Origin of the sequence: Streptomyces venetus (assembly GCF_039540295.1) — a bacterium.
Classification (GTDB): Bacteria; Actinomycetota; Actinomycetes; order Streptomycetales; family Streptomycetaceae; genus Streptomyces; species Streptomyces venetus.
Genome location: NZ_BAABET010000002.1, coordinates 860,367 through 886,507, shown reverse-complemented (window position 1 = coordinate 886,507; position 26,141 = coordinate 860,367). Strand labels below are relative to the sequence as shown.

The 26,141-nt window shown below is 72.2% G+C and carries 24 protein-coding genes and 1 riboswitch; of the genes, 9 read left to right on the top strand and 15 right to left on the bottom strand.

Annotated features, from left to right (window positions below; all coding sequences use genetic code 11):
• Positions 1-46 precede the first annotated feature (46 nt).
• Positions 47-913: a glycosyl hydrolase gene (locus tag ABEA82_RS08995; protein ID WP_345660819.1), complete on the top strand. Its 867-nt coding sequence runs from the start codon at positions 47-49 to the stop codon at positions 911-913.
• A gap of 12 nt (positions 914-925) precedes the next feature.
• Here ABEA82_RS08995 and ABEA82_RS08990 read toward each other — a convergent pair whose 3' ends face one another.
• From ABEA82_RS08990 to ABEA82_RS08980, 3 genes are all read right to left on the bottom strand, one after another.
• On the bottom strand, positions 926-1,681 hold the full coding sequence (locus ABEA82_RS08990) for a polysaccharide deacetylase family protein (RefSeq protein WP_345661010.1): 756 nt from the start codon (positions 1,679-1,681) through the stop codon (positions 926-928).
• A 428-nt stretch (positions 1,682-2,109) separates the two neighbouring features.
• Positions 2,110-3,423: a glycosyltransferase family 2 protein gene (locus ABEA82_RS08985; protein ID WP_345660818.1), complete on the bottom strand. Its 1,314-nt coding sequence runs from the start codon at positions 3,421-3,423 to the stop codon at positions 2,110-2,112.
• A 43-nt stretch (positions 3,424-3,466) separates the two neighbouring features.
• Positions 3,467-4,531 carry a GNAT family N-acetyltransferase gene (locus ABEA82_RS08980; protein ID WP_345660817.1) on the bottom strand — a complete coding sequence of 355 codons (1,065 nt, stop codon included), beginning with the start codon at positions 4,529-4,531 and terminating at the stop codon, positions 3,467-3,469.
• A 194-nt stretch (positions 4,532-4,725) separates the two neighbouring features.
• Between ABEA82_RS08980 and ABEA82_RS08975 the strand changes: the two genes are divergently transcribed.
• The gene (locus ABEA82_RS08975; protein WP_345660816.1) at positions 4,726-5,574 is read left to right on the top strand and encodes an HAD family hydrolase; all 849 of its coding nucleotides are present in this window, start codon (positions 4,726-4,728) and stop codon (positions 5,572-5,574) included.
• On the opposite strand, the gene ABEA82_RS08970 is transcribed toward ABEA82_RS08975, so the two are convergent.
• Positions 5,538-6,317: a transglycosylase SLT domain-containing protein gene (locus tag ABEA82_RS08970; RefSeq protein WP_345660815.1), complete on the bottom strand. Its 780-nt coding sequence runs from the start codon at positions 6,315-6,317 to the stop codon at positions 5,538-5,540. The two genes, ABEA82_RS08975 and ABEA82_RS08970, sit on opposite strands and share 37 nt — an antisense overlap.
• Before the next feature lie 3 nt (positions 6,318-6,320).
• Positions 6,321-6,499: riboswitch (cyclic di-AMP (ydaO/yuaA leader) on the bottom strand.
• 504 nt (positions 6,500-7,003) lie between these two features.
• Here ABEA82_RS08970 and ABEA82_RS08965 point away from each other — a divergent pair.
• From ABEA82_RS08965 to ABEA82_RS08950, 4 genes are all read left to right on the top strand, one after another.
• Positions 7,004-8,014: a polyprenyl synthetase family protein gene (locus ABEA82_RS08965; protein WP_345660814.1), complete on the top strand. Its 1,011-nt coding sequence runs from the start codon at positions 7,004-7,006 to the stop codon at positions 8,012-8,014.
• A gap of 231 nt (positions 8,015-8,245) precedes the next feature.
• The gene (locus ABEA82_RS08960) at positions 8,246-9,496 is read left to right on the top strand and encodes a LolA family protein (protein ID WP_345660813.1); all 1,251 of its coding nucleotides are present in this window, start codon (positions 8,246-8,248) and stop codon (positions 9,494-9,496) included.
• 421 nt (positions 9,497-9,917) lie between these two features.
• Positions 9,918-10,931 (top strand): ABC transporter ATP-binding protein, encoded by a 1,014-nt coding sequence (locus ABEA82_RS08955; RefSeq protein ID WP_425588495.1) that lies wholly within the window; start codon positions 9,918-9,920, stop codon positions 10,929-10,931.
• Positions 10,918-11,802 carry an ABC transporter permease gene (locus ABEA82_RS08950; RefSeq protein WP_345660812.1) on the top strand — a complete coding sequence of 295 codons (885 nt, stop codon included), beginning with the start codon at positions 10,918-10,920 and terminating at the stop codon, positions 11,800-11,802. Before ABEA82_RS08955 ends, ABEA82_RS08950 begins: the two co-directional genes overlap by 14 nt.
• A 19-nt stretch (positions 11,803-11,821) precedes the next feature.
• Here the strand turns inward: ABEA82_RS08950 and ABEA82_RS08945 are convergent, their stop codons facing one another.
• The 3 genes from ABEA82_RS08945 to ABEA82_RS08935 all read right to left on the bottom strand — a co-directional run bounded on the left by ABEA82_RS08945 (position 11,822) and on the right by ABEA82_RS08935 (position 14,256).
• The gene (locus ABEA82_RS08945) at positions 11,822-12,403 is read right to left on the bottom strand and encodes a flavodoxin family protein (RefSeq protein ID WP_345660811.1); all 582 of its coding nucleotides are present in this window, start codon (positions 12,401-12,403) and stop codon (positions 11,822-11,824) included.
• A 123-nt stretch (positions 12,404-12,526) separates the two neighbouring features.
• Entirely contained in the window at positions 12,527-13,693 is a 1,167-nt protein-coding gene (locus ABEA82_RS08940) for an amidase (RefSeq protein ID WP_345661008.1), read from the bottom strand.
• A gap of 56 nt (positions 13,694-13,749) precedes the next feature.
• On the bottom strand, positions 13,750-14,256 hold the full coding sequence (locus ABEA82_RS08935) for a DUF6668 family protein (RefSeq protein ID WP_345660810.1): 507 nt from the start codon (positions 14,254-14,256) through the stop codon (positions 13,750-13,752).
• Between the two features lie 158 nt (positions 14,257-14,414).
• Between ABEA82_RS08935 and ABEA82_RS08930 the strand changes: the two genes are divergently transcribed.
• On the top strand, positions 14,415-15,887 hold the full coding sequence (locus ABEA82_RS08930) for a tetratricopeptide repeat protein (RefSeq protein ID WP_345660809.1): 1,473 nt from the start codon (positions 14,415-14,417) through the stop codon (positions 15,885-15,887).
• Between the two features lie 3 nt (positions 15,888-15,890).
• Here ABEA82_RS08930 and ABEA82_RS08925 read toward each other — a convergent pair whose 3' ends face one another.
• Positions 15,891-16,838, bottom strand: a complete 948-nt coding sequence (locus ABEA82_RS08925; protein WP_345660808.1) for a M28 family metallopeptidase — start codon at positions 16,836-16,838, stop codon at positions 15,891-15,893.
• A gap of 180 nt (positions 16,839-17,018) precedes the next feature.
• On the bottom strand, positions 17,019-17,492 hold the full coding sequence (locus ABEA82_RS08920) for a VOC family protein (RefSeq protein ID WP_345660807.1): 474 nt from the start codon (positions 17,490-17,492) through the stop codon (positions 17,019-17,021).
• A 21-nt stretch (positions 17,493-17,513) separates the two neighbouring features.
• Between ABEA82_RS08920 and ABEA82_RS08915 the strand changes: the two genes are divergently transcribed.
• Complete coding sequence (locus tag ABEA82_RS08915; RefSeq protein ID WP_345660806.1) at positions 17,514-18,179, top strand: CGNR zinc finger domain-containing protein; 666 nt, start codon at positions 17,514-17,516, stop codon at positions 18,177-18,179.
• On the opposite strand, the gene rarD is transcribed toward ABEA82_RS08915, so the two are convergent.
• Positions 18,176-19,162, bottom strand: a complete 987-nt coding sequence (gene rarD, locus ABEA82_RS08910) for an EamA family transporter RarD (RefSeq protein ID WP_345661007.1) — start codon at positions 19,160-19,162, stop codon at positions 18,176-18,178. The genes ABEA82_RS08915 and rarD overlap by 4 nt on opposite strands.
• A gap of 186 nt (positions 19,163-19,348) precedes the next feature.
• Positions 19,349-20,203, bottom strand: a complete 855-nt coding sequence (locus tag ABEA82_RS08905; protein WP_345660805.1) for an SDR family oxidoreductase — start codon at positions 20,201-20,203, stop codon at positions 19,349-19,351.
• Positions 20,204-20,293: 90 nt separating this feature from the next.
• Here ABEA82_RS08905 and ABEA82_RS08900 point away from each other — a divergent pair, with 90 nt between their 5' ends.
• Positions 20,294-20,674, top strand: coding sequence for a winged helix-turn-helix transcriptional regulator (locus tag ABEA82_RS08900; RefSeq protein ID WP_345660804.1), 381 nt, complete (start codon positions 20,294-20,296; stop codon positions 20,672-20,674).
• Positions 20,675-20,707: 33 nt separating this feature from the next.
• On the opposite strand, the gene ABEA82_RS08895 is transcribed toward ABEA82_RS08900, so the two are convergent.
• From ABEA82_RS08895 to ABEA82_RS08880, 4 genes are all read right to left on the bottom strand, one after another.
• The gene (locus ABEA82_RS08895) at positions 20,708-21,787 is read right to left on the bottom strand and encodes a 2-oxoacid:ferredoxin oxidoreductase subunit beta (RefSeq protein WP_345660803.1); all 1,080 of its coding nucleotides are present in this window, start codon (positions 21,785-21,787) and stop codon (positions 20,708-20,710) included.
• Entirely contained in the window at positions 21,780-23,708 is a 1,929-nt protein-coding gene (locus tag ABEA82_RS08890) for a 2-oxoacid:acceptor oxidoreductase subunit alpha (protein ID WP_345660802.1), read from the bottom strand. Before ABEA82_RS08890 ends, ABEA82_RS08895 begins: the two co-directional genes overlap by 8 nt.
• 169 nt (positions 23,709-23,877) lie before the next feature.
• Positions 23,878-24,549 (bottom strand): response regulator transcription factor, encoded by a 672-nt coding sequence (locus ABEA82_RS08885; RefSeq protein WP_003992292.1) that lies wholly within the window; start codon positions 24,547-24,549, stop codon positions 23,878-23,880.
• A gap of 225 nt (positions 24,550-24,774) precedes the next feature.
• Positions 24,775-26,136: a sensor histidine kinase gene (locus tag ABEA82_RS08880; protein ID WP_345660801.1), complete on the bottom strand. Its 1,362-nt coding sequence runs from the start codon at positions 26,134-26,136 to the stop codon at positions 24,775-24,777.
• Positions 26,137-26,141: the final 5 nt, after the last annotated feature.

Here is a 26,141-nt window from a genome sequence, read left to right as displayed (position 1 = left end):
CACCGCGCTCCTGGAACCGCCCTGCGGCGCCTGGTTCGGGGCGTTCGTGCCGCACGACCGGGACGACCTCCCGCAGAAGGTGCGCGCCTACGAGGAACGCGTGGGCCGCAAGCTCGACATCGTGTACACGTACCACGACATGTCCCTGACGCAGGGCGCCCGCCGGGAGGGCCAGCTGCTCACCCCGGAGGAACGCCGCGTCGGCGAGGACCACCTGCTGCTGCTGTCCTGGGAGAGCAAGTGGTGGGGCGGCACGAAGCAGCAGCAGCCCACGTGGCAGCAGATCGCGGCAGGCGAGCTGGACAGGACCGTCATCGACGTCCAGGCCGAGCGCATCAAGGACTACGGCAAGAAGGTCTTCCTCTCCTTCGACCTGGAGATGGACACCCGCACGCCGGCCAACGGCACCCCCGCCGACTACGTGAAGGCGTACCGGCACATCCACGACCGGTTCCGCGCGCTGGGCGTCGACAACGTCGTGTGGACGTGGATCACCACCGGCTACCTCGACCACGCCGACGAGATGAAGCGGATGTACCCCGGCGACGACTACGTCGACTGGATCGGCTACAACCAGTACAACTACTACCGCTGCCACAACGCGGACTGGATGACCTTCGCGCAGACCCAGGACTCCGTGCACGACTGGATCCGCGAGCACATCTCCGACGACAAGCCGCTGATGCTCTCCGAGTTCGGCACCGCGCAGGACCCGGCCCGCCCGCAGCGGCAGGCCGAGTGGTACGCGCAGGTGCCCGGGGTGCTGAAGGGCCTGGAGGGCGTCAAGGCCGCCCTCCAGTGGAACTACCGCGACCCCGGACCGCACTGTGACCTGGCGCTGGCGAACGACGCCGCCTGGAACAGCCTGCGCAAGGCGGTCGCCGACCCGTACCTCAACCAGCCGCTCAGGTGAACGAGGACAGGGTCAGCCCGCGAACTCGGGCCCGCGCACCACCGCGCGGGCCCGCCGGTACCACCGCCACGCGATCGTCTTCGGCCCGTCACGGTACGGCGCGACCCGGGCGCCCGCCCCCGCCAGCCAGCTCTCGACGTCGGCGACGGTGTGGCTGCGCCGCACGATGAGCCGGGCGATGCGGTAGCGCTCGTCGCGGTCCGAGCTGAGCGCGTGCCGTACCGCGGTCGCCGTCTCGTAGCCGGCCCGCGCCGACATGGCCCGCACGCGCGGGCTGTTGTAGCCGTGCGGATAGGCGAGATGGCGGATCTCGTGGCCGAGGGCGTCCTCCAGCACGGCCTTCGACGAGCGCAGTTCGTACGCCAGGTCCTTTCCGGACAGGGTGTCGAGCTGGGCGTGCGTGACCGTGTGGCTGCCGACCTCCATGCCGGAACGTTCCAGCTCCGCCGCCCGGTCCAGGGTCATCATCGGGGCGGGCGGCAGCAGACTGCGGCCGCCGGGGGCGATGGCGCCGGTGGTGAGATAGGCCGTGGCCGGCAGGCCGCGCCCGGCCAAGGCCTCCGCGGTGGGGCCGGGCAGATCGGCGAAGCCGTCGTCGAAGGTGAGCAGCACGGGGCGGGGCGGCAGGGGCGCCCGGCCGGCCAGATGATCGGCGATCGTGCTGATCGTGACGGGCGTACGGCCGCTGTCGACCACGGCGTCGAGATGGGCCGCGAACTCCCGCGGAGTGACCGTGAACTCGGCGATCCAGCCGGGCGGGTCGTCCATCACGGCGTGGTAGAGGAAGACGGGGATGGCCGGGGCGCCGACCGCCCCCGCCGGGTCCGTCGCACCCGCCGCGTCCGTCGCACCCCCCGGGGCCACCGCCCCCGCCGGGTCCGTCGCACCCCTCCGGGTCATCGCGCTCGCCGGGCCCGTCGCGCCCCTCGGGGCCATCGCACCCGCCGGGTCCGTCGCACCCCTCCGGGTCATCGCGCTCGCCGGGCCCGTCGCGCCCCTCGGGGCCATCGCACCCGCCGGGTCCGTCGCACCCCTCCGGGTCATCGCGCCCGCCGGGCCCGTCGCGCCCCCCGGGGCCATCGCACCCCCCGGGACCGTCCCACCCCCCGGGACCGTCGAGCCCTCTCCGTCCCGCGCACCCCGCTCCCCATCGTCGAGGCCGGCACCCTTCGGGTCCCGGCCTCTGCCGTCCGTCCTCATCTCGCCCCCTGAACAGCCGTGCGCAGCGCCCGCCGCGCCTTCAGATAGCCGACCGGCCCGTACACCATCCCCCTGCGCTGCAACCGCGACAGCCGCCGTGGCCACGGATGCGTGCGCGCGTCGTGGTCGCCCGGCGTGCCACCGCCGCCCGTCCCCTCCGTCTCGCGCACGGCGGTCAGCGCGCGGGCGTGGGCGAGGCCGCGGGGCAGCCGCGCGAGGAACGCCGGCAGCAGGGCGGGGCGGTTGACGAGCACCGCGGTGAGGTAGGCGGTGAGCCCGGCGCCGTAGCCGTACGCCTGGGTCTCCAGGTCCCGCCAGGTCTCCCGGTGGTGGTGCCACACCAGCGCGGACGGCGTGTAGCGCAGCCGGTGCCCTTGGGCCAGGACGCGGACGAAGCCGTAGAGGTCGTCGCCGCCCCGGGCGGCCGTCCCGGCCCCGGTGGCCGGGTCGAAACCGCCGACGGACCGCAGGACGGCCGTCCGGAAGGCCATGTTGGCGCCGGAGCCGAACCGCCCGGCCGTGAACGGGAACAGCGGCTCGTCGACCGGCGGGTCCGCCGGGTCGTACGTCCTTGGAGTGAAGCCTTTCGCGAAACCGCCGTGGCTCTCCAGCAGCACCTGGGCCGGAGTGGTCAGCCGCGCGGGAAGGATCAGCCCGGTGGCACAGCCCAGCCCCGCGTCGGCGGCGAAGGGCGCGGTGAGCTCGGTCAGCCAGCGCGGGTCGGCGACCACGTCGTCGTCGGTGAAGGCGACCACCTCGCCCCGGACGGCCGCCAGCCCCGCGTTGTGCGCGACCGCCAGTCCGGGCACCGGCTCGCACACGTACCGCACGCGCTCGGCGTACTTCCGCTCGACGAGCTCCCGCGTCTCACCCGTCACCGGCGCGTTGTCGACGACGACGATCTCGAAGCGCGGATGGTCCTGCGCCAGCAGCGAGTCCAGCGCGCGGGCCAGCTGCCCGGCCCGCTCCCGGGTGGCCACGACGACACTCGTGTACGGCGGCTCCCCGGGCTCGTCACCGACGGCCGGTGCGCACTCCGCGGGCGCGGGCGCCGGCGCGAACTCCACTCGCGCACGCTCCGCCAGCACGGCCGGAGCGTCCGCCCCCTCCGGTACCTGCCCGAGCAGCGTGCCGACGGGCCGACCACCTCGCCTGACCAGCAAGAACACCTCTCCGCTCGTCACCGGCGGACTCCCCGGGCCCGGTCTGAGCACCGCCTCCGGACCATCGAGGTCCAGCTCGGCGACCTGCACCGCCCCGATGTCCAGGAACCGGCGTATTTCCTCCCGCGCACGCGCCGAACGAGCCATGCGCCCTCCCCCCCCCACTCGTGTCGGTACGGCCTCACTCGGGTCAGGTACGGCGCAGCCGGGCCGCGCCCTTCAGGGTCCGCGCCGCCAGCGCCGCGAGCCGCGGCCGGCCGCGCACGAAGCTGTGCGCACGGCGCGCCGGCTCGCGGCTCAGCCAGTGCAGCGCCGCGCCCGCCCCCGGACGCGTCACCGCGCCCTCGTACACGGGCAGTTCGCCCGTCTTCAGCGCGTCCTTGTACTCGGCCGCGCCCCGCCCCAGGTCGAGCATGCCGATGCCTTCGGCGGCCGCCGCCTCGGCCATGCGCAGATGCAGCACCAGACCCGGTGAGTACTTCGAGAACTCCGGGTCGTAGGCCGGGAACCAGCAGGCCAGGACCGACGCCGAACGCAGCCCGAAGTGCGCGGCGACGGGCCGCTCACCCGCGTAGAGCACGGACAGCGTGCCGCTGCACTCCGGCGCCCGGGTCCCGGCCAGCCGGCCCACGAGCCGGGTGATCCACTCCTGCGCGAACCGGTCCCGGCGGCCCGTCCTGCGGTACTGCGCCGACTTCCACTCCATGAGCGTGCGCAGCGCGGCCGGGTCGCGCTCGTCGAACACGAACCGCGGCTCGCCGACCTGCCGCCCCAGCCTGCGCTCCTTGGCCAGGGTGGTCTTCAGGAACTTCGGCGACTGCGCGCGCAGCACCGACTCGTAGGTCTCGTAGCCCTTCTCCACGTCGATGACGAAGGTGGCGTACTCCTCCGCCGCGTACCGGACGAAGAGCCGCTGCTCGGCCTCCAGGTTGTCGAAGGCGAAGCTGGACACCGAGCAGGCCCGCAGCAGTTCGCCCGTCTCCAGGTCCAGCCCCGGCCGCAGGATCGCGCCCTGCGCGTCCGAGACGCCGAGTCCGATCGCCCGGCCCTGTCCCCACCGCCCGCGCTCGTAGGGCAGGAAGCCGGCCGGCTCCACACCCTCGTACACCACCGCGACCCGTGCCTGTGGCCGCACCCGGCCCACGGCCTCGGTGAACTCCGGTTCCATGAAAGGGTTGCGCGGTGCCTCCGACGCCGCGCGCAGCGCTCGCCAGCGCTCCCTCTCCGCCTCGCCGAGCTCCCCGGCCCCGGCCACACGAATGCGCCCTCTGCTCAACCTGACCCCCCGATCAAGTCCCCCCTGGACACTTGGAAGGTACCGCTCGGGACGGCCTCACGGGTAGGTAGCGGACCATGTTGTTGCCAACTGGTGCAGAGGGGCCCTCAATCGGGCAATCGGTGTCCACCACGCGATGAAACGAACCGGCGCGCTGTCCGTATTCTCTGATCATGGCCGCACCCCTCGCATATTCACTCATCGCCACCGACCTGGACGGGACGCTGCTGCGCGGCGACGACACCCTCTCGGACCGGTCTCTCGCCGTGCTCGCGCGGGTGGCGGACGCCGGCGCCCAGCACCTCGTGGTGACGGGCCGGCCGGCGCCGAGAGTGCGGCCGCTCCTCGACGACCTCGGCTGCACGGGGCTCGCGGTGTGCGGCCAGGGCGCGCAGGTGTACGACGCCGGCGCGGACCGGCTGCTGTGGTCCATCACGCTGGACCGGGAACTGGCGGAGACCGCCCTCGGCAAGATCGAGGCCGAGGTGGGGGAGGTGTACGCCGCGGTCGACCAGGACGGGGTCGACGGGCTGACGCTCATCGAGCCGGGCTATCTCATGCCGCACCCGACCCTGCCCGCCGTACGGGTCGAGCGGCGGGAGGATCTGTGGTGCGAGCCGATCAGCAAGGTGCTGCTGCGCCATCCCTCGCTGTCGGACGACGAGTTGGCGGCGACGGCCCGCTCGGTGGTCGGCTCACTGGCGACGGTGACGATGTCGGGGCCCGGCACGGTCGAACTCCAGCCGTGCGGCATCACCAAGGCGACGGGCCTGGCGCTGGCCGCCGAGCACCTGGGACTGCGGCCCGCGGACACCATCGCCTTCGGCGACATGCCCAACGACATCCCGATGTTCGACTGGGCCGCCCACGGCGTCGCCATGGCCAACGCCCACCCCGAACTCAAGGCCGTGGCCGACGAGGTCACGCTGTCGAACGAGGACGACGGCATCGCCGTCGTCCTCGAGCGACTGCTGGGCGGCGCGGATCAGTACGGGCCGTTGACGTTGTCGATCGAGCCGTAGCGGGCAGCCGCGTAGTTGCAGGCCGCCGTGATGTTGGCGACCGGGTCGTACGGGTCGAAGGAGGTGCCGGCCACGTGGTAGGCGGCGAACGTCGGGTCGATCACCTGGAGCAGGCCCTTGGACGGGGTGCCCGCGACGGCGTTCGAGTCCCAGTTGTTGATCGCCTGGGGGTTGCCGGACGACTCACGCATGATGTTGCGGTAGATGCCGTCGTACGAGCCCGGGATCCCCTTCTGCGCCATGATGTCCAGCGCCTCGCGGATCCACCCGTCGAGGTTGTTCGCGTACGTCTTCGCGGAGGCCGGGGTGGCCTGGGCGACGCCCGTGGCGGGCTTCGTGGCCGGCTTGGCCGGGGCGGAGGACTTGGTCGCCTGCTTCTCGGTGGCGTCCGCCTTGGCCGTCTTCACCTTCAGCTTCAGGCCCGGGTGGATCAGCTTCGGGCTGTCGCCGACGGCGGCGCGGTTGTCCTTGTAGAGCTGCTTCCAGCCGCCCGACACGTCGTACTTGTCCGCGATGCGGTAGAGCGTGTCGCCCTTGACCACGGTGTAGGTGAGGGACTTGGCGGGCTGGGCCGCCTGGCGCACGGACTGTGCGGCGGCGGGGGCGCTCTGGGGCTCGGCGGCGCTCGCGTGCGTCGCGCCGAGGAGCGGAAGGGTGAGTGCCGCTCCGCCGGTGCCGACGGCTACGACGCCTCGGGTGAGCGGGCTGGTTCTGATGCGACGGTGCTTGCCTCGTCGGGCCATGACGATGTTCCTCTCCGGCGCCTGCGAGGTGAGCTGTCGGGTTCGGGCCGGGAGGTGCCCGGCCGCGTACGGCGTCGTGCTGCCGTACGCGGCTTCACCCCGAGCCGGTCCGCTGTGCGGACCGGCGACTTACCTGGGTCCCCCGCTCCTGCCCTGCGTGAGTGAGTCGGTGTGTGTGGGGCGTCCGGGCGGCGGCAGGATTCGGCGGTCCGCCGGACAAGCCGGGAACGTATGCGAGAGCACATGCCGGGAACAAGCACCGGAGTCACATATCGCGCCGGTTGACCTTGGTCTGGGGGGTTTGGGCTACTTGATCCTTTGCGGGAGCCAAGGCTCAACTGGCTTTTGGCGAAAGGGGGTACGGGTTGGTGTCGGAGGGGGTGTCAAAAAGGGACGACGTGACCGAACTCACTGATCACGAGCCTGTGCGGCAAATGCCAGCAAAGGGAATTCGCTTACGCAACCTGGCAAATCGTGTATATCTCGCTACCTCCCGGTAAGTCGATAAATGTCTGTTCTTATGGCCTGATCGAAAACATGGAGCTCGTGATCGGATACCACCCGGCCTGTAACCATGGGCGCTGGCAGTGATCGAAACGTGACCGGATACGCTGACTCGAGTGAGGGCAGCGACCTATCGACAATCCGCGTAATCACCGGCAGACACAGCAGACAGGAGACCCCTCGTGACCGACGTCGGGCCGTTCGGGCTGAGCGTGCGGGACCAGGCTCTGGAAGCCGATGTCCAGGCCGGGTTGGCGGCTGTCGAGGAAGGCTTGTTCGAGGCCACCAAGAGTGAGGTGCCCTTCATCACGGAGGCCGCCCAGCACCTGGTGCGGGCCGGAGGCAAGCGGTTCCGTCCGCTGCTCGTGATGCTCTCCGCCCAGTTCGGTGACCCGTACGCGCCCGGTATCGTGCCGTCGGCCGTCGTGGTCGAGCTGACCCACCTCGCCACGCTGTACCACGACGACGTGATGGACGAGGCGACGGTGCGCCGCGGGGTGGCGAGCGCCAACACCCGCTGGGGCAACTCCGTCGCGGTCCTCACCGGCGACTTCCTCTTCGCCCGCGCCTCGCACACCCTGGCCGACCTCGGCCCGGAGGCGGTCCGCGTGCAGGCCGAGGCGTTCGAACGGCTGGTGACCGGGCAGATCCTGGAGACGGCCGGACCGCAGGACGGCCGCGACCCCGTCGAGCACTATCTGGACGTGCTGGGCGGCAAGACCGGTTCGCTGGTGGCCGTGTCGTGCCGGTTCGGCGCGATGATGTCCGGCGCCGACGAGACGGTCGTGGACGTGCTGACCCAGTACGGCGAGCGGCTCGGCGTCGCCTTCCAGCTCGCGGACGACGTCCTGGACATCGCCTCCGACTCCCACGAGTCCGGCAAGACGCCCGGCACCGATCTGCGCGAGGGCATCCCCACGATGCCGGTGCTGCGGCTGCGCGAGCGGGCGGCCCGGCTCGGGCTCGCGGACGACATCGCCCTGTGCGAGCTGCTGGACTCCGACCTCACCGACGACGTCCGGCACGCCGAGGCCCTGCGCCTGCTGCGGGCCCACCCCGCGCTGGAACAGGCCCGGCGGGACACCGTCCGCTACGCCCAGGACGCCCGCTCGGCCCTGGCGCCCCTGCCGGAGTGCGCCGCGAAGGCGGCTCTCGTGGAGCTGAGCGACGCCGTGGTGCACCGCGCCGGGTAGTCCTGGTCCGCCCCCGTCCCTTACGGGTCGGGGGAGAGGCAGCCCCTCCGTGTCATACCCCAGCAGTACGTGGAGTTGAGCCCGCGGTCTGACGTATCTCCCCGGCCGATTTGGTCAGATGGAGACCACGGAAGAACACCACTCCTCACCTGTTCGGGTGAGAATGGCGGCTCAGGGACGAGTGCGTGGACGACACGGACAGCCGCCGCCGACCACGGAGGTAGGGCACACATGGCACCGTACGCATCCGACGAGAACACGACCGCCGGGGAGGGCGACGAGCAGCGCTCCGGGCGGCGCAAAGCCGCGCGCTACGTCGTCCCGGTCACGGTGATGGGGGTGGCGGCCGCGACGATCGGCCTGGTCCCCGCACTCGCCGACTCGGGCGATCCCGACCTCCCGAAGATCACGGCGCAGCAGCTCATCGAGAAGATCGCGAAGTCGGACGTGCAGCAGCTGTCCGGCACGGTGAAGATCAGCACGGATCTCGGACTGCCGGACCTCGGCGGGCTGGAGAGCAGCCTGATGTCCGGTGCGGCCAGCCCGGACGAGGGCGGTTCCTCCGCCGACCCGACGTCCAAGCTCACGGAACTCGCCTCCGGCACGCACACCCTGCGCGTCGCGCTCGACGGCCCGGACAAGCAGAAGCTGTCGCTGCTGGAGAACGCCGCCGAGTACAGCCTCGTCCACAACGGCAAGGACGTCTGGGGCTACGACAGCAAGTCGAACGAGGTCTACCACGGCACCGCCGCGCAGAGCCCGGAGCACGAGAAGGGGCAGCCGCCGGCCACGCCGAAGGACTTCGCCGAAGAGGCCCTGAAGGCCGTCGACGACACGACCTCCGTGACGGTGGACGGCACCGCCCAGGTCGCCGGCCGGGACGCCTACAAGCTGCTCATCAAGCCGAAGCAGTCCGGCTCCACGGTCGGCGCGGTCACCGTGGCGGTGGACGCGAAGACGGGTACGCCGCTGAAGTTCACGCTGACTCCGGCGAGCGGTGGTGCCGCCGTCGTCGACGCGGGCTTCACCCAGGTGAGCTTCGACCGGCCGGCCGCGTCGACCTTCGACTTCACCCCGCCGAAGGGTGCGAAGGTCACCGAGGAGAAGGCCATCGAGAAGAAGGCCATCGAGGAGAAGGCCTCCGCCGAGGCCGGGGCGCGCAAGCACACCCGGCACGCCCCGAAGGCCGGGGAGGACTTGGGCAAGGGCGCCGGCGGTCTGGACGGCGTGAAGACCCTCGGCGAGGGCTGGAACGCCATAGCCGTCCTCGACACCGGCGGCGAGGGCGTGCCCTCCGGCGGGGCCGGCGGCGACCTCGGCGGCTTCATGAACTCGCTCGGCGACAAGGTCACCGGCAAGTTCGGCTCGGGCACGGTCTTCTCCACCCGCCTCGTCAACGCCCTGATCACCGACGACGGCAAGGTCTACGTCGGCATGGTCACCAAGGACGCGCTGGTGAAGGCGGCCGACGCCGGCAAGTAGGTCCCGTACGCCACGGGACACCGAGAGAACGAGGAAGCCGATGGCCCATCAGCCCGCCGCGGAGCCGGATCCGCAACCCCGGCCGGATCGGACGCCCGAGCCGGACTCGGGCCCGGGGCGGGGGTCGGGGCCGGGGCCCGCGGTTGGGCCGGGGTTCGTGTCCGGCTCGGGGGTCGTGGTGGGTTCGGGGTCCGTGTCCGGCTCGGGGTCTGCGCCGGATGCGGGTTCGGGGCGTGTGCCCGAGTCCGAGCGGGGTTCGGGTTCGGGGCGTGTGCCCGAGTCCGAGCGGGGCTCGGGTTCGGGACGCGAGTCGAGGCCCCCGTCCGGTTCGGAACCCGCGTCCGGCTCTGGGGCGACGTCCCGCTCCGGGGCGGCGTCCGGGTCGGGAGCCGAGTCGGGAGCCGCGTCCGGTTCCGAGCTCGTGTCGGAGCCGGTCGCCACGCCGGGGCCGGCTTCCGGGCCGGGGCGGCGCGGAGTGGGGAGCGGGGGCGGGGACGGGAACGGGGAGGCGGTCATCGCCACCCGGGGACTCACCAAGCGCTATCGCGGCGGGCAGCTCGCTGTCGACGGGCTCGACCTGACCGTCCCGGCGGGCAGCGTCTTCGGCTTCCTGGGGCCCAACGGCTCCGGCAAGACCACCACCATCCGCATGCTGATGGGCCTCATCGAGCCCACCTCCGGCACGGCACGAGTGCTCGGGCAGCCCATGCCCCGGGCCACCCGCGCCGTGCTGCCGCACGTCGGCGCCCTCATCGAGGGCCCGGCCCTGTACGGCTTCCTCTCCGGCCGCGACAACCTCGTCCGGTACGACTCCGCCGACCCGGCCGCCGACCCGCGCACCCGGCGTGCCCGGGTGGCCGCGGCGCTGGACCGGGTGGGCCTGACGGCCGCCGCGGGCAAGAAGGCCAAGGCCTACTCGCTGGGTATGAAACAACGCCTCGGCCTCGCCGCCGCGCTGCTCCAGCCGCGCCGGCTGCTCGTGCTCGACGAGCCGACCAACGGCCTCGACCCGCAGGGCATGCGCGAGATCCGCACCCTCGTACGGGAACTGGCCTCGGACGGCACGACCGTCTTCCTCTCCTCCCACCTGCTCGACGAGATCGAGCAGGTCTGCACGCACGCGGCCGTGATGGCACAGGGCCGTCTGATCACCCAGGGCCCGGTCGCCGAGCTGGCCGCCGGGGCGCGCGGCCGGCTGGTGGTGACCACACCGGACCCGGCGGAGGCGGCCCGCGTGCTGAAGGAGCAGGGCGTCGGCGACCTGGTCGTCACCGACGACCGCGTGACCGGCGAACCACCGGACCGCGACCTCGCCGACGTGAACACCGCGCTGGTCACCGCGGGCGTCCGGGTACGCGGCTTCACGGTCGAACGGGCCTCGCTGGAGGACGCGTTCGTCGCGCTGACGGGGGAGGGATTCGATGTCGCGGGCTGAAGTCGTCGCCGAGACCGCACGCCCGGTGAGTCCGCTGTGGACCTTCGGGCTGCTGCGCAACGAGCTCACCACCACCTTCCGCCGCTGGCGCACCCTCGCGCTGCTGGCCGTGCTGGCGGGCGTGCCGGTCCTGGTCGGCATCGCCGTCAAGATCGAGACGGGCGACGGTTCGTCAGCCGGCGGCGGAGGAGGCGGCGGAGGTCCGGCCTTCATCTCCCAGATCACCAACAACGGCCTGTTCCTCGTCTTCACCGCCCTGGCGGCCACCCTCCCGTTCTTCCTGCCGATGGCCATCGGCGTCGTGGCGGGCGACGCCATCGCCGGCGAGGCGAATGCCGGCACACTGCGCTACCTGCTGGTCTCCCCGGCGGGCCGCAGCCGCCTGCTGCTCACCAAGTACGCGACGGTCGTGCTGTTCTGTCTGGCCGCCACCCTCGTCGTCGCCGTCTCGGCACTGACGGTGGGAGCACTCCTCTTCCCGCTCGGCGACCTGACGACCATCTCCGGCACGCACATCAGCTTCGCCGAAGGCCTGGGCAGGGCCCTGCTGATCGCCCTGGTCGTCGCCGCGTCCCTGATCGGCGTCGCGGCGCTCGGCCTGTTCGTCTCGACGCTGACCAACAGCGGCATCGCGGCGATGGCGACCACGGTGGGACTGCTGATCACGGTCCAGATCCTCGACCAGATCCCGCAGCTGCACGCCCTCCAGCCGTACTTCTTCTCGCACTACTGGCTGTCCTTCGCCGACCTCATGCGCGAACCGGTCTACTGGGACGACCTCGCCAAGAACCTCGGTCTCCAGGCCCTGTACGCGGCGGTGTTCGGCTCGGCCGCCTGGGCGCGCTTCACGACGAAGGACATCACCGCCTAGCCCTCGCCCCTCCTGGCCCTCACTCCTCGTACAGGTACCGGGCGAGCGGCGCCTCCTGCGCGAAGAACGTCTTGGCGCGGGTCAGCGCCTCGGTGTCGTTCAGCACGTCACCGGGCTTGCTGCCGTTGCCGAAGAGCACCCCGCCGAACCGCATCCCCAGGTACGCCGCCGAGTTGTTGAGCGTCCCGACCAGTGGGTCGGCCACCACCTCCTCCCGGTGCGCGAGCGCGGTGACGCCCCAGAGGGTGCGTCCGGCCAGGGTCTCCTTGAAGTCGACGCCGGGCGTGCGCAGCCAGCCCGACCAGTGGTCGAGGTAGCGCTTGGTGTGCGCGGAGACGGAGTACCAGTACAGGGGCGAGGCGATCACGAGGTCCGTGGCCGCGAGGGTGGCGTCCAGCAGGAGGGCGAGGTTGCCCTCGGTCGGGCGGACGTGGTCGCTGTCGTGCCGCAGGTCCTCGAAGTCGGGGATCGGATGCTCGGCGAGGTCGATCCACTGCTGTTCGACGTCCGGCGGCAACTGCTCGGCGGCCCGGCGGGCCAGCAGCTCGGTGTTGCCGTCGGCGCGGGCGCTGCCCAGGACGAAAAGGAAGCGGCGGGTCATGGGGGTCCCCCCAGAAGGTAGGCGTACGGCAGAAGACAGGCGTGCAGCAATTACGCGCGTATGCATCATATGCGTGCGCATCTAATTAGCCAAGGGTGCCCGTCAACCACCCAGGGTCGGCCCTCATCCCCCGACGCCCGCCTCTGTCCCCGCCTCGCGCGCCACGGCCAGCAGCAACGCCTCCCGCCCGTGCGGCGCCACCAACTGCAGCCCGGCCGGGCAGCCGTCACCGCCGAAGCCCGCCGGGAGACTCAGCGCCGGATGCCCGCTGAGGTTGAACGCCCAGGTGAGCGAGGTGGAGTAGCGGTCTCCCGGCCCCTCGTGGCCGTGCGGTGCGGTGGGTGCCGTCGGCGTCAGCAGCAGTTCGGCCCCGGCGAACAGCCCGGCCAGCCGCCGGTCGTTCTCCGCCCGGACACGATGGGCCCCGGCCGGATCGGCCCCGGGTGTGCGCAGGGCGAGCCAGGCGGGCCCGGGGTCCAGGAGCCGCGGCGGCACCCGCGGCCGCACAAGCCGTACGACACCGGCTGCCTCGAGCCGTTCCACCGCCGCCCGGGCGAGCGCGACGGGCTCCGGGTCGGGTTCCGCGAAACCGAGGTCGGAGGACCAGACGGCGGTGACGGGCAGCGGCGGCCCGGCCGCTGCCGCCTCCCGCGACATCACGTGCCACCAGCTCGCCGCGTCGGACGCCGAACGGGCGAGCACCCCGGGCACGGCGAGACCCGTACGGTCGGCGGAGGGCAGCCGTCCGCGTGTCGTCTTCAAGCCGACCACCCCGCACCACGCCGCCGGGATCCGCACCGACCCGGCCCCGTCGCCGCCCGTGGCCAGCGGCACCAGCCCGGCGGCCACCGCCGCCGCGGCCCCGGCCGACGAGCCGCCCGGCGTACGGTCGGCCCGCCACGGGTTCACCGTCCGGCCCCGAGCACCGAGTCCCCAGGTCTGCCAGGCAGTCCCCGGCCCGGGCACGGAGGTCGCGCCCACGGCGACACATCCGGCGGCGAGCAGCGGCCCCGCCGCCCGCAACCCGTGCCGCCCCTTCACGGCGAGGGGAACGCCCGCAAGCGGCAGCGAACCGCCTCTGCCGGCCCTCGCGCCATCGCTCGTACGAGTGATCTCGCGGGGACGCGCCACGCCCTCCCCGGGACTCCCGAAGCACCGGTCGAGTCGCGCGTCCAACTCGCCCGCCCGCCGTACCGCCTCCTCGCGCCACACCTCGACGAACGCGCACAGCGTCGGATCGGCCCGCTCGATCCGCTCCAGCGCCGCCGTGACCACGTCGACCGCACGCAGCTCCCGGGCCCGTACGCCCGCCGCGATCTCCCCGGCCGACAGCGCCGCGGCGGCCGTCAGCGCACCGCTCCCGTCAGCCGTGCCAGGGGCGCGGTCTCGCGCGGCGGGCGACCCAGCTCGCCGAGCCGCCAGGCCGCTACCCACGGCACCCGGTACACGTCGATCGCCGACTCCAGGGACTTGACCCGCTGGGCGAGCGGGCGCGGCAGCCGGCCCGGCGCGTCCGCCACGAGGACGACACCGTCGAGGTCGAGCCCCGGCGGCGCCTGCCCGCGCCGGAAGACCTCCACCGCCCCCGCCACCGCGTCCAGCCCGGCCGCGTGCGTCCGCGCGACCAGCAGCACCGACGGGGGACCGCCCGGCCCGGGCCAGGCGCGGCCGCTGTCATGGCCGCCGTAGACCGTGGCGAGGGTGGAGACACCCGCGCCGCCGTGCGTGCCGACCCAGGAGAAACGCCGTGCCCCGGCATGGGCGTGCCCGGGCTCCGGCGGCGGCCCCGGCTCCGGGGTGGTCACCGGGCCGCGGATCCAGATCTCGGGTCCCTGTCGCATGCCTGTGTGCATGCCCCTCTCCTCCCTCGTGCTCCAGCTCTTCATGCCATACGGAACGATGGCGCGGGGCATACGGCCCTTGGGACGAGCCTGTGACACCGCGGTGACGTGAGAAACGGGAGCGAGCGGACACACTCGACCGTAGGTGTACGACGCCGAGTGAGGGGACGATGTCGCGACTCAGCCGCGAGAAGAAGCGGGAACAGAAGCAGGCCGCACACGTGGCGAGTCCGGCGGCGCCGGTCGACGTCCGGGTCCCCGGAGCCGGTGCCGACCCGGGAGCCGGGCCGGGAGCCGCCGCGGTGGGCGGGTCCGACGGGGCGTCGGTCGGCGGTGTCCCCGTCTTCGCGGCGCCCGGCGAGGAGATCCAGCAGGCCGTCCTGAACCGCCTCCACCACATCGCCCTCGCCACCGGCCACCCCGTACTCGCCACGGTCCACGACGAGCGCATCGGCTACGTCGTCCCGCTCCAGGTCGACCCGGACGGCTCCAGCCGCTTCACTGCCGAGCCGGTCCGCACGGCACCTCCGGAGGGTGCGTTGGCGGAGCCGGGGGCGGCAGGTGCGGTGACGGAGCCGCCCGCTCCGGCGCCCGGGCCGATGCCGCCCGCGCAGGAACAAGAGCACCCGCGGAGCGACAGCGCCACGCACATCCTGCGTCCCAGGCCGGAGCCCGACCGGGGCGCGTCGTCGACGTTCCCGCTGCGGGCGGTGCCCGAGCAGCAGCCGTCCGACGAGCCCTCGCCGACGTTCACGCTGCGAGCCGTACAGGACCCGCCGCAGCCCACACCGGAAGACACCCCTCCGGCCCACGCCACGCCGTCCGGTACGTCCATGCCGTCCGGTACGTCCATGCCGTCCGGTACGGCCACGCCTCCGGGTGAGTCCACCCCGCCCGGCACACCCACACCCCCCAGCCCCGCCGCACCTCCCAGCCCCGCCACACCCCCCGGCACCGTCGTGCCCCCGACCGGTCAGTTCGGTCCGCCTCCGCCCATGGACGCGCGGCCGCTGCCCGTCCCCGAGGCGGGGTCCACCCCGAAGCGCCGCCCGGGTCCCGACCCGCTCTCCGAAGCGGAGCTGCTCACCGCGGATCCCGACCCGATGCCGACCCCCGTCCGCGGCTTCGACGCCGTCGCGGAGGCCGTGCTCGGTGACGAACCCTTCGGCGCCCCGGGCGACTCCGCCGCACCGGCCGTCCTCGCGGAGCCGATCGCGCGGATCAGCGAGGCCGTCAAGGAGGGCCGGATCGAGGCTGCCGCCGGGCTGGCCGACCAGACCGTCGCGCAGGCGTCGGGAACGCTGGGGCCGGAGCACCCGGAGGTGCTCCGGCTGGGTGAACTGACCGCGTACGTCGCCTACCTGGCCGGCGACCCGGTCCGCGCCTTCCGCCTGTCGCTCGACCTGGCGGCTGCCCACCGCCGCACGGGCGACGGAGAGGCCGCCTACGGCAACGTGGAGAGCGCGGCCACCGCGTGGCGCGCGGTCCGCGACCCGGCGCTCGGCCTGGAGCTGGGCGGCGACCTCATCTCCCTGTGGACGGAACTCGCCGCCGAGGGCGGCCCCGCCGCGGAGGAGACCGAGGGGCTGGAGGCGGCCCGCGCCCGCATGGGCCGCCTCACCGAACGCGCCCGTACGCGGTAGGGCCTACTCCGACAGCTCCCACACCGCGTACGCGAGGGCGTCGCTGTTGCGGTCGAGGGCGGTGTCGTTGATGTTGGCGGTGGTGTCGCAGGAGGAGTGGTAGCAGCGGTCGAAGGCCTGCCCGGCCGTACCGCCCCACTTGGCCACCTGCGCCGCCGTCTTCGTCCGGCTGGCCCCGGTGAACAGGCCGCCCACCGGCACACCCGCGCTCTTGAAGGGCGCGTGGTCGGAGCGGCCGTCGCCCTCGGTCTCGATCTCGGTCGGGACGCCGATGCCGCCGAAGAAGTCCTTGAAGGTCTTCTCGATCGCCGGGTCGTCGTCGTAGACGAAGTAGCCGGGGTTCGCGGAGCCGATCATGTCGAAGTTCAGGTAGGCGCTGATCCGCGAACGGTCCCCGGTGGCCAGCCGGTTGACGTAGTAGCGGGAGCCTACGAGGCCGAGTTCCTCCGCGCCCCACCAGGCGAACCGCAGGTGCTTGGTCGGCTTGTACTGCGCCCGTGACACGGCGAGGGCGGCCTCCAGGACGGCGGCCGAGCCGGACCCGTTGTCGTTGATGCCGGGCCCGGAGGTGACGCTGTCGAGGTGCGAGCCGGCCATCACGACCTGGCTCGTGTCACCGCCGGGCCAGTCGGCGATCAGGTTGTAGCCGGTGCGGCCGGAGGAGGTGAACTGCTGGACGGTGGTGGTGTATCCGGCGGCGTCCAGCTTGGCCTTGACGTAGTCGAGCGAGGCCTTGTAGCCGGCCCGGCCGTGCGCGCGGTTGCCGCCGTTGGCGGTGGCTATGGACTGGAGCTGGGACAGATGGGCCTTGACGCCCGCCAGGGGGATGTCGGGGGCGGCGGCCGGTCTCGCCGGAGCGGACGCGGCGTCCGCCACGGCACCGCCCGTCAGGAGCATGGTGGTCGCGACGGCGGCCGCGGCGGCGGCGCGCGCGGAAACGGAGAGCTTCATGTGTGGGGGCTCCGAGTTCCTCTGGGAAGCCCGTGGGGTGGCCACGGGCAGCCCACAGTGAATGGGGTGCCTGGATGGTGAAGCTGAGACTGACTCTCCGTCAAGATACGTATCCGGCCAGGGCGTTGGAAACGCCGTAGCCGCCGGGCGCGTCGGCGTGCCGGAGTCGCACCGCCTCCGTCAATGCACGCAGAACTCGTTCCCCTCCGGGTCCGCCATCACGGCCCACTCGCCGCCCCGCTCCGCCACCCGCCGCAGCACCCGCGCCCCGAGCTTCTCCAGCCGTGCGACCTCCTCCTCGCGCCGCCCCTCGCCCGGGTGCAGATCGAGGTGGAGCCGGTTCTTGACGGTCTTCGCCTCCGGCACCCGCTGGAACAGCAGCCGCCGCCCCAGCCCGGTTCCGCTCTCCTCCTCGAACGGGTCCTCGGGGTGCCGTACCGCGACCAGGTCCCGGAAGGCGCGGCGGCCGTGCCACTCGACGGTGAGGTCCTCGGTCACGGCGCCGAAGCCGAGCAGCTTCTCGATGAGGGCGCTGTTGTCCTCGGCCTCGTACCGGAGGGCGGCGGCCCAGAAGTCGGCCTGTGCGTGCGGGTCGTTCGCGTCGACGACGAGTTTCCAGTGCACGGGAGCGGGCGTTGCCGGTGTCTGCGTCATGTAACCACTTATACTGGTTATGTGAGTGGACCCGCAGGGGAAACGCCGAACCAGACGCCCGGCCTGACACTGGTCTCACGCGAGGGGAAGCCCTACCGCTTCGACCCCGGCGCCCTGTGCCTGGAGCTGACGGCGACGGGCGGCCCGGGCGCCTTCGCGCGCTACGAGGTGCTGCACGAGCCCGCGGACCTGATCGCCTGGGCCGGGCGCAGCCGGCTGCCGGAGGGGCTGGACCTCACGGTCTCCGCCGAAGAGCTGGAGCGCGCCCGCGCCCTGCGTGACGCCTTGTTCCTGCTCGCCGCGGACCGGGCCCACGGCCGCCCGCTGCGGGCCGCCGACCTGGACGTCGTCAACGCCGCCGCCGCCGGGCCCCCGCTCGTCGCCCGCATCGCCCCCGACGGCAGCCGCGGCTGGGCCCCCGGCGCCACCGGCACGCACCTGATCTCCACCGTCGCCCGGGACGCGATCGACCTGTTCACCGGCCGGTACGCGCACCGTGTCCGCGAGTGCGGCGCCCACAACTGCTTCCTGCTCTTCGTGGACACCTCCCGCCCGGGCCGCCGTCGCTGGTGCGCGATGGAGCACTGCGGCAACCGCGAGAAGGCCCGGACACACCGGGCCCGCCACACTCCTGCGAACCCGAACCCGAACCCGAACCCGAAGCCGAACTGGAAGTCGAACCCTTAGCGGCCGCCGCCCGTCAACGGCTTGGCGTCCACCGGGCCCGACTCGGAGGCCGCGCCGGGCTCGCCTCCGGAGACGCCCGTGTTCAGCGCGGCACCGGCGGTGCCGGCCGTCCTGCTGGTGCCGGTGTCGCCGATCTCGGCGGCGAGCGCACGGGAGGCCCGGCGCGCGGTGCGCAGGGCGTCCCAGGTCAGCAGCGTCAGCGCCAGCCAGACCAGCGCGAATCCGGCCCAGCGCTCCGGCGGCATGGCCTCATGGAAGTAGAGGACGCCCAGCAGGAACTGGAAGACCGGCGTCAGGTACTGGAGCAGGCCGATCGTGGACAGGGGCACGCGGATGGCGGCGGCGCCGAAGCAGACCAGCGGCAGCGCGGTGACGATGCCCGCCGAGGCCAGCAGCGCCGCGTGTCCCGTGCCCTCGGCGGCGAAGGTGGAGCCGCCCTGCGAGGTCAGCCACGCCAGGTAGCCGAGTGCCGGCAGGAACTGGATCGCGGTCTCGGCGGCCAGCGACTCCACACCGCCGAGGTTCACCTTCTTCTTCACCAGTCCGTAGGTGGCGAAGGAGAAGGCGAGGGCGAGGGAGATCCACGGGGGCCTGCCGTAGCCGACGGTCAGTACGACGACCGCCGCGCAGCCGGTCCCGACCGCCGCCCACTGCGCCGGCCGCAGCCGCTCCTTCAGCAGCAGCACGCCTATCGCGATGGTGACCAGCGGGTTGATGAAGTACCCGAGCGAGGCCTCGACGACGTGCCCGGAGTTCACGGACCAGATGTACAGGCCCCAGTTGATGGTGATGACCGCGGCGGCGACCGTGATCAGCGACAGTTTGCGGGGCTGCCGCAGCAGCTCACCGGCCCACGCCCAGCGGCGCAGCACGAGCAGGGCGGCGCCGACGAAGACCAGCGACCACACCATCCGGTGGGCCAGGATCTCCACGGCGCCGGCGGGCTTCAGCAGGGGCCAGAACAGCGGGACGAGCCCCCACATCCCATAGGCGGCGAAGCCGTTCAGCAGTCCTATGTGCCGCTCACCCCTCGGCTTCACGGGCCCCTCCTTCGCACGTCGTGTCCGCGTGGACGACGGTAACGCCGAGCACCCCCGGCTGTCATGCCCGTATCGGCATACGGTCATGACATCCGGGGGTGGGGCGGCTCAAGGGCCCGCCGGGGGAGTTCAGCCCTTGAGCGCGGCGGCGATGGCCTCCGAGAACGGGGTGGTCGGACGCCCGGCCAGGCGGGACAGGTCGCCGGTGGAGACGACCAGCTCGCCCTTCTCGATGGAGACGTCGACCCCGGCCAGGATCTGGGCGAACTGCTCGGGCAGGCCGGCCCCGGCCAGGATGCCGGTGAGGACCTCGGGCGTGACCGCGTTGTAGGTGATCTCCTCGCCGGTCTGCCGGCTCAGCTCGGCCGCGTACTCGGCGAAGCTCCACGCGGTGTCGCCGCCCAGCTCGTACGTCTTGTTCTCGTGCCCCTCGCCGGTCAGCACGGCCACGGCGGCAGCGGCGTAGTCGGCGCGGGAGGCGGAGGAGACCCGGCCCTCACCGGCGGCGGCCACGACCGCGTTGTGCTCCAGCACCGGGGCGAGGTTCTCGGTGTAGTTCTCGTGGTACCAGCCGTTGCGCAGCAGGGCGTAGGGCACGCCGGAGTCCAGCAGCGCCTCCTCGGTGCCCCGGTGGTCGTCGGCGAGCGCGGCGGTCAGCGAGCCGGGGGCGCTGGTGTAGGCGAGCAGGGCGACACCGGCCGCCTTGGCCGCGTCGATGACGACCTTGTGCTGCTGTACCCGGCCCTTGTCGAACTCGTTGCCGGAGATCAGCAGAACCTTGTCGCCGGCGGAGAACAGGCCGTCGAAGGACGCGGGGGTGTTGTAGTCGGCCGTCGCGACCTTCACGCCGCGCTCCGCGAAGCCGGCGGCCTTCTGTGCATCGCGGACGACCGCGGTGATCTGCTCCGCCGGGACCTTCTCCAGCAGCTGCTCCACGACGTGACGACCGAGGTTTCCGGTGGCTCCGGTGACGATGATGCTCATGATGCCGACTCTCCTTGTGGGGTGTGTGCCACTAACCCTAGGAGATGCGCTAACTATGGGAAAGTACCCACTTTGAAGTAAGGTACTGGCATGGCAGTAAGTGAAGTCGAGGCCCTGTGCCCGCACCGCCTGGTCCTGGAGCACCTCACCAGCCGCTGGGGCGTGCTCGTCCTGATCGAGCTCCTGGAACGCTCGTACCGGTTCAGCGAGCTGCGCCGGGCGGTCAGCCGCTGGGGAGACCGCGGTGTCAGCGAGAAGATGCTGACGCAGACGCTCCAGACCCTGGAGCGCGACGGCCTGGTCCACCGCGACGCCAAACCCGTGATCCCGCCCCGCGTCGACTACTCCCTCACCGACCTGGGCCGCGAGGCCGCCGAGCAGGTGCGCGCCCTCGCGCAGTGGACGCAACGCCGCATGGACGACGTGGAGAAGGCGCGGCGGACGTACGACGAGACCCGGGCCGCTTCCTAGCGGTCCCGGGCCTCGGGGGTGCGCTCCGGCCGGTCAGCCGACGACCGTCCAGGTGTCGCCGCCCGCCAGCAGCGCCGCCAGGTCGCCCTTGCCGTGCTGCTCGATCGCGTCGTCGAGCTGGTCGGCCATCTGGGTGTCGTAGACGGGCCGGTCGACGGAGCGCAGGACACCGATCGGCGTGTGGTGCAGGGTGTCCGGGTCCGCGAGGCGGGACAGCGCGAACGCCGTGGTGGGGGACGCGGAGTGCGCGTCGTGGACGAGCACCTGGTCCTCGTTCTCCGGCGTCACCGCCACCACCTTCAGATCACCGGTCGCCCGGTCCCTGACGACCCCCTTGGCCAGGTCGCTGCCGAACCGGATCGGCTTGCCGTGCTCCAACCGGATCACGGCCTCCTCGGCCTGCTGCTTGTCCTTGAGCGCGTCGAAGGCGCCGTCGTTGAAGATGTTGCAGTTCTGGTAGATCTCGATCAGCGCCGTGCCCTGGTGGGCGGCGGCCTGGCGCAGCACCTCCGTCAGGTGCTTGCGGTCGGAGTCCACCGTCCGCGCCACGAACGAGGCCTCCGCGCCGATCGCCAGCGACACCGGGTTGAACGGCGCGTCCAGCGAGCCCATCGGCGTCGACTTGGTGATCTTCCCGACCTCGGAGGTCGGCGAGTACTGGCCCTTGGTCAGGCCATAGATCCGGTTGTTGAACAGCAGGATCTTCAGGTTCACGTTGCGGCGCAGCGCGTGGATCAGGTGGTTGCCGCCGATGGACAGCGCGTCGCCGTCACCGGTGACGACCCACACCGACAGATCCCGGCGGGAGCTCGCCAGACCGGTGGCGATGGCGGGGGCACGGCCGTGGATCGAGTGCATCCCGTACGTGTTCATGTAGTACGGGAAGCGGGACGAGCAGCCGATGCCCGAGACGAAGACGATGTTCTCCTTCGCCAGCCCCAGCTCGGGCATGAAGCCCTGCACCGCCGCGAGGATGGCGTAGTCGCCGCAGCCGGGGCACCAGCGCACTTCCTGGTCGGACTTGAAGTCCTTCATCGACTGCCTGCCCTCGGCCTTGGGGACGAGGGAAAGCGCTCCGATGGTGCCGGTGCCTGTCGTGGACGTCTCAGCCATCGATGGCCTCCTTCAGAGCCGCTGCGAGCTGCTCCGCCTTGAACGGCATGCCGTTGACCTGGTTGTACGAGTGAGCGTCGACCAGGTACTTCGCCCGGATGAGCGTGGCGAGCTGCCCGAGGTTCATCTCGGGGATCACCACCTTGTCGTACCGCTCGAGGACGGTGCCGAGGTTCTTCGGGAAGGGGTTGAGGTGCCGCAGATGCGCCTGCGCGATCGACTCCCCGGCCCGCCGCAGCCGCCGCACCGCGGCCGTGATCGGCCCGTACGTCGAACCCCACCCCAGGACCAGCGTCCTGGCGTTGTGCGGGTCGTCCACCTCGAGGTCCGGGATGTCGATGCCGTCGATCTTCGCCTGCCGGGTGCGCACCATGAAGTCGTGGTTGGCCGGGTCGTACGAGATGTTGCCCGTGCCGTCCTGCTTCTCGATGCCGCCGATCCGGTGCTCCAGACCCGGTGTGCCCGGGACCGCCCACGGACGGGCCAGGGTCTGCGGGTCGCGCTTGTACGGCCAGAACACCTCGGTGCCGTCGTCGAGCGTGTGGTTCGGGCCCTGCGCGAACCGCACCCGCAGGTCCGGCAGCTCCTCGAGGTCCGGGATCCGCCAGGGCTCGGAGCCGTTGGCCAGGTAACCGTCGGAGAGCAGGAACACCGGCGTGCGGTACGTCAGCGCGATCCGGGCCGCCTCCAGCGCGGCGTCGAAGCAGTCCGCCGGAGTGCGGGGCGCCACCACCGGCACCGGGGCCTCGCCGTTGCGCCCGTACATCGCCTGGAGCAGGTCCGCCTGCTCGGTCTTCGTCGGCAGACCGGTCGACGGGCCACCGCGCTGGATGTCCACGACCAGCAGCGGCAGCTCCAGCGAGACCGCGAGGCCGATCGTCTCCGACTTCAGCGCCACACCGGGACCACTTGTCGTGGTCACGGCCAGCGAACCACCGAAGGCCGCGCCCAGCGCGGCCCCGATACCGGCGATCTCGTCCTCGGCCTGGAACGTCCGCACGCCGAAGTTCTTGTGTCTGCTCAGCTCGTGCAGGATGTCCGACGCCGGAGTGATCGGGTACGACCCCAGATACAGCGGCAGATCCGCCTGCCGGCTCGCGGCGATGAGCCCGTACGACAGGGCGAGGTTGCCGGAGATGTTGCGGTAGACACCGGGCGGGAACGCCGTGGCCGCCGGGGCGACCTCGTAGGAGACGGCGAAGTCCTCGGTGGTCTCGCCGAAGTTCCAGCCGGCCCGGAACGCGGCGATGTTGGCCGCCGCGATGTCGGGCTTCTTCGCGAACTTCGACTTCAGGAACTTCTCCGTGCCCTCGGTGGGCCGGTGGTACATCCAGCTCAGCAGGCCCAGCGCGAACATGTTCTTGCTGCGCTCGGCCTCCTTGCGGGTGAGGTCGAACTCCTTCAGCGCCTCCACGGTGAGCGTGGTCAAGGGCACCGGGTGGACGTGGTAGCCGTCCAGAGAGCCGTCCTCCAGCGGACTGGCCTCGTAGCCGACCTTCTGCATCGCCCGCCTGGTGAACTCGTCCGTGTTGACGATCACCTCGGCACCGCGCGGCAGGTCGCCGATGTTCGCCTTCAGCGCGGCCGGGTTCATCGCCACCAGCACGTTCGGCGCGTCACCGGGCGTGAGGATGTCGTGGTCCGCGAAGTGCAGCTGGAAGGACGACACACCCGGCAGGGTCCCGGCGGGCGCCCTGATCTCGGCCGGGAAGTTCGGCAGCGTCGACAGGTCGTTGCCGAACGACGCGGTCTCCGAGGTGAAGCGGTCGCCGGTGAGCTGCATACCGTCACCCGAGTCCCCCGCGAACCTGATGATCACCCGGTCGAGCCGGCGGACGTCCTTCGCGCCCGCCGCTTTGCGCTGCTCTCCTACGACTGTTTCGTCGGCTTGCTCCGCTGGGCTACTGACCTGGCTGGTCACTGAACTGGACCTCCCTTGAGGCGGCTGTCCGGGACAGGCCTTCCCACAGGCCCTCCCGGATCAACCCTACGACTGCAAGGGTCGCCTTATTTGGGTCATTCGCATGTTGGAACACGACTTTGAGCCGATCATGTGGCCTGATCCCCGACCATGCCAGAAATGCGGCATGTCAGGAATTGAGGTAGGTCAGCACGGCCAGGACCCTGCGGTGGTCCCCCTCGCTCTGGGACAGCCCCAGCTTCAGGAAGATGTTGCTGACGTGCTTCTCGACCGCCCCGTCACTGACCACGAGCTGCCGCGCGATCGCCGAGTTCGTCCGCCCCTCGGCCATCAGCCCCAGCACCTCCCGCTCCCGCGGGGTGAGCCCCGCGAGCACGTCCTGCTTGCGGCTGCGGCCCAGCAGCTGGGCGACCACCTCCGGGTCCAGGGCCGTACCGCCCTCGGCCACCCGCACCACCGCGTCCACGAACTCCCGCACCTCGGCCACCCGGTCCTTCAGCAGGTAGCCGACGCCCCGGCTGGAGCCCGCGAGCAGCTCCGTGGCGTAGCGCTCCTCCACGTACTGCGACAGCACCAGCACGCCGAGCCCCGGGTGCGCCTTGCGCAGCTGCACCGCCGCCCGCACGCCCTCGTCCGTGTGCGTCGGCGGCATCCGCACATCGGCGACCACGACGTCCGGCAGCTCACCCTGAGCGTCGAACTCCGTGATGGTCTTGATCAGCGCCTCGCCGTCGCCGACCCCGGCGACGACCTCGTGCCCGCGGTCGGTCAGCAGCCGGGTCAGGCCCTCCCTGAGCAGCACTGAATCCTCGGCGATGACCACCCGCACCCTGTCCTCCACGATGTCCGGCCCCCCACAGCCCCGACGCCGCCCGTCCGCGACCCACAACGGCCCGCCCACCCGTGCGACAGGTCCAGCATTTCAGGATCGGGGGGTGGATGGGGGAGGGACGGGCATCTTGCCCGACCGTGTCAGGCGGTGGTGGGCGAAGGCCGGGGGTCCAGGGGGCCGAGCCCGCTGGCGGGGTCACAGGGGCGGAGCCCCTGCCACACCCCCGCCCGGAGGTCACCGCACATGAGCCCCACGCCAGGGCAGCTCGGCGGTCACCCGCGTCGGCCCCCCGGCCGGCGAATCCACCACCAGGATCCCGTCCACCGCGTCGAGCCGGTCCGCCAGCCCCGCGAGCCCGGACCCCCGGGACGCGTCGGCCCCACCCACACCGTTGTCCACGACCTGGAGCATCAGCCGGTTCTCCGTGCGCCACACCTCCACGCCCGCCCAGGTCGCCCGCGCGTGCTTGCTGATGTTCTGCAACAGCTCCGACACCGTGAAGTACGCGATCCCCTCGATCGCCGGCGCCGGCCGCTCCACCAGGTCGACCTCGACCCGCACCGGCACCGTGCACCGCGACGCCACCGCCGAGAGCGCCGCGTCCAGCCCCCGGTCCGTCAGCACCGCCGGGTGGATCCCCCGGGCCAGGTCCCGCAGCTCCCGCAGCGCCGTCTTCACCTCACCGTGCGCCTCGTCCACCATCCGCGCGGCCGCCTGCGGATCCTCCCGCAGCTTCTCCTTCGCCAGCCCCAGATCCATGGCGAGACCCACCAGCCGGGCCTGCGCCCCGTCGTGCAGATCCCGTTCGATACGCCGCAGGTCCGCGGCGGCCGTGTCGACCACGACCCCCCGGTCCGACTCCAGCTCCACCACCCGCGAGGCCAGCCGCGACGGCCCGAGCAGCCCGTGCACCAGCAACCGGTCCACCATCGTCAGCGCCCGCACGATCCACGGGGTGGCGATCGTGAACAGCAGCCCCACCAACGCGGTCACCGTGATCTCGAACGGGTTGTCGAGGTAGACCCGGTGCGTCTCGTCGCCGTACAGCTGGACCCCGTCCTGCCCGGCGTACATCGGGAGCACCCAGAACCACAGCGGGTAGGTCAGCAGACCCCACCCCAGCGCCCAGACGTTCACCGTGACGGCGAACGAGAACACCGCCCAGGGCAGGTGCAGCACCGCGTACAGCAGGGCCCGCCACGAGGTGCCGCTCTTGAGGACGGCCCCCATCCACGCCATGACGCCCGGCTTCCGCATCCGCAGCGGCTCCGGCTCGGCCACCTCCAGGCCCAGCAGCGCCCGCGCCCGCATCCGCTCCAGCGCCCCGAAGCCACGGCACCCGGCCAGGGCCGCCGCCAGCACCGGAACGCCGAGGAAGGTCACCAGCAGCCCCGCCCCCAGCGACACCATCGTCACCGCGTACGTGAACAGCAGGATGCTGATCGGCAGGCTGAGCAGCACGTGGCCGAGCTCCCGCCAGGTGCGGCCCTCCACCGGCGCGCGCAGCGCGGCGGGCAGCCGGTGCCGCCGTTCGGTGCTCCCGGGGTACCCGGGACCGCCGTCGAGCCCGTACCCCTGTCCGTACTCCGTGGCCATCGGCG

Excerpts from the sequence above, each read along its gene's own strand:
- ABEA82_RS08990 (WP_345661010.1), bottom strand. The coding sequence starts at position 1,681 with ATGGACGACCCGCCCGGCTGGATCGCCGAGTTCACGGTCACTCCGCGG.
- ABEA82_RS08985 (WP_345660818.1), bottom strand. The coding sequence starts at position 3,423 with ATGGCTCGTTCGGCGCGTGCGCGGGAGGAAATACGCCGGTTCCTGGAC.
- ABEA82_RS08975 (WP_345660816.1), top strand. The coding sequence starts at position 4,726 with ATGGCCGCACCCCTCGCATATTCACTCATCGCCACCGACCTGGACGGG.
- ABEA82_RS08970 (WP_345660815.1), bottom strand. The coding sequence starts at position 6,317 with ATGGCCCGACGAGGCAAGCACCGTCGCATCAGAACCAGCCCGCTCACC.
- ABEA82_RS08960 (WP_345660813.1), top strand. The coding sequence starts at position 8,246 with ATGGCACCGTACGCATCCGACGAGAACACGACCGCCGGGGAGGGCGAC.
- ABEA82_RS08950 (WP_345660812.1), top strand. The coding sequence starts at position 10,918 with ATGTCGCGGGCTGAAGTCGTCGCCGAGACCGCACGCCCGGTGAGTCCG.
- ABEA82_RS08945 (WP_345660811.1), bottom strand. The coding sequence starts at position 12,403 with ATGACCCGCCGCTTCCTTTTCGTCCTGGGCAGCGCCCGCGCCGACGGC.
- ABEA82_RS08935 (WP_345660810.1), bottom strand. The coding sequence starts at position 14,256 with ATGCACACAGGCATGCGACAGGGACCCGAGATCTGGATCCGCGGCCCG.
- ABEA82_RS08930 (WP_345660809.1), top strand. The coding sequence starts at position 14,415 with ATGTCGCGACTCAGCCGCGAGAAGAAGCGGGAACAGAAGCAGGCCGCA.
- ABEA82_RS08925 (WP_345660808.1), bottom strand. The coding sequence starts at position 16,838 with ATGAAGCTCTCCGTTTCCGCGCGCGCCGCCGCCGCGGCCGCCGTCGCG.
- ABEA82_RS08920 (WP_345660807.1), bottom strand. The coding sequence starts at position 17,492 with ATGACGCAGACACCGGCAACGCCCGCTCCCGTGCACTGGAAACTCGTC.
- rarD (WP_345661007.1), bottom strand. The coding sequence starts at position 19,162 with ATGTGGGGGCTCGTCCCGCTGTTCTGGCCCCTGCTGAAGCCCGCCGGC.
- ABEA82_RS08905 (WP_345660805.1), bottom strand. The coding sequence starts at position 20,203 with ATGAGCATCATCGTCACCGGAGCCACCGGAAACCTCGGTCGTCACGTC.
- ABEA82_RS08900 (WP_345660804.1), top strand. The coding sequence starts at position 20,294 with ATGGCAGTAAGTGAAGTCGAGGCCCTGTGCCCGCACCGCCTGGTCCTG.
- ABEA82_RS08895 (WP_345660803.1), bottom strand. The coding sequence starts at position 21,787 with ATGGCTGAGACGTCCACGACAGGCACCGGCACCATCGGAGCGCTTTCC.
- ABEA82_RS08880 (WP_345660801.1), bottom strand. The coding sequence starts at position 26,136 with ATGGCCACGGAGTACGGACAGGGGTACGGGCTCGACGGCGGTCCCGGG.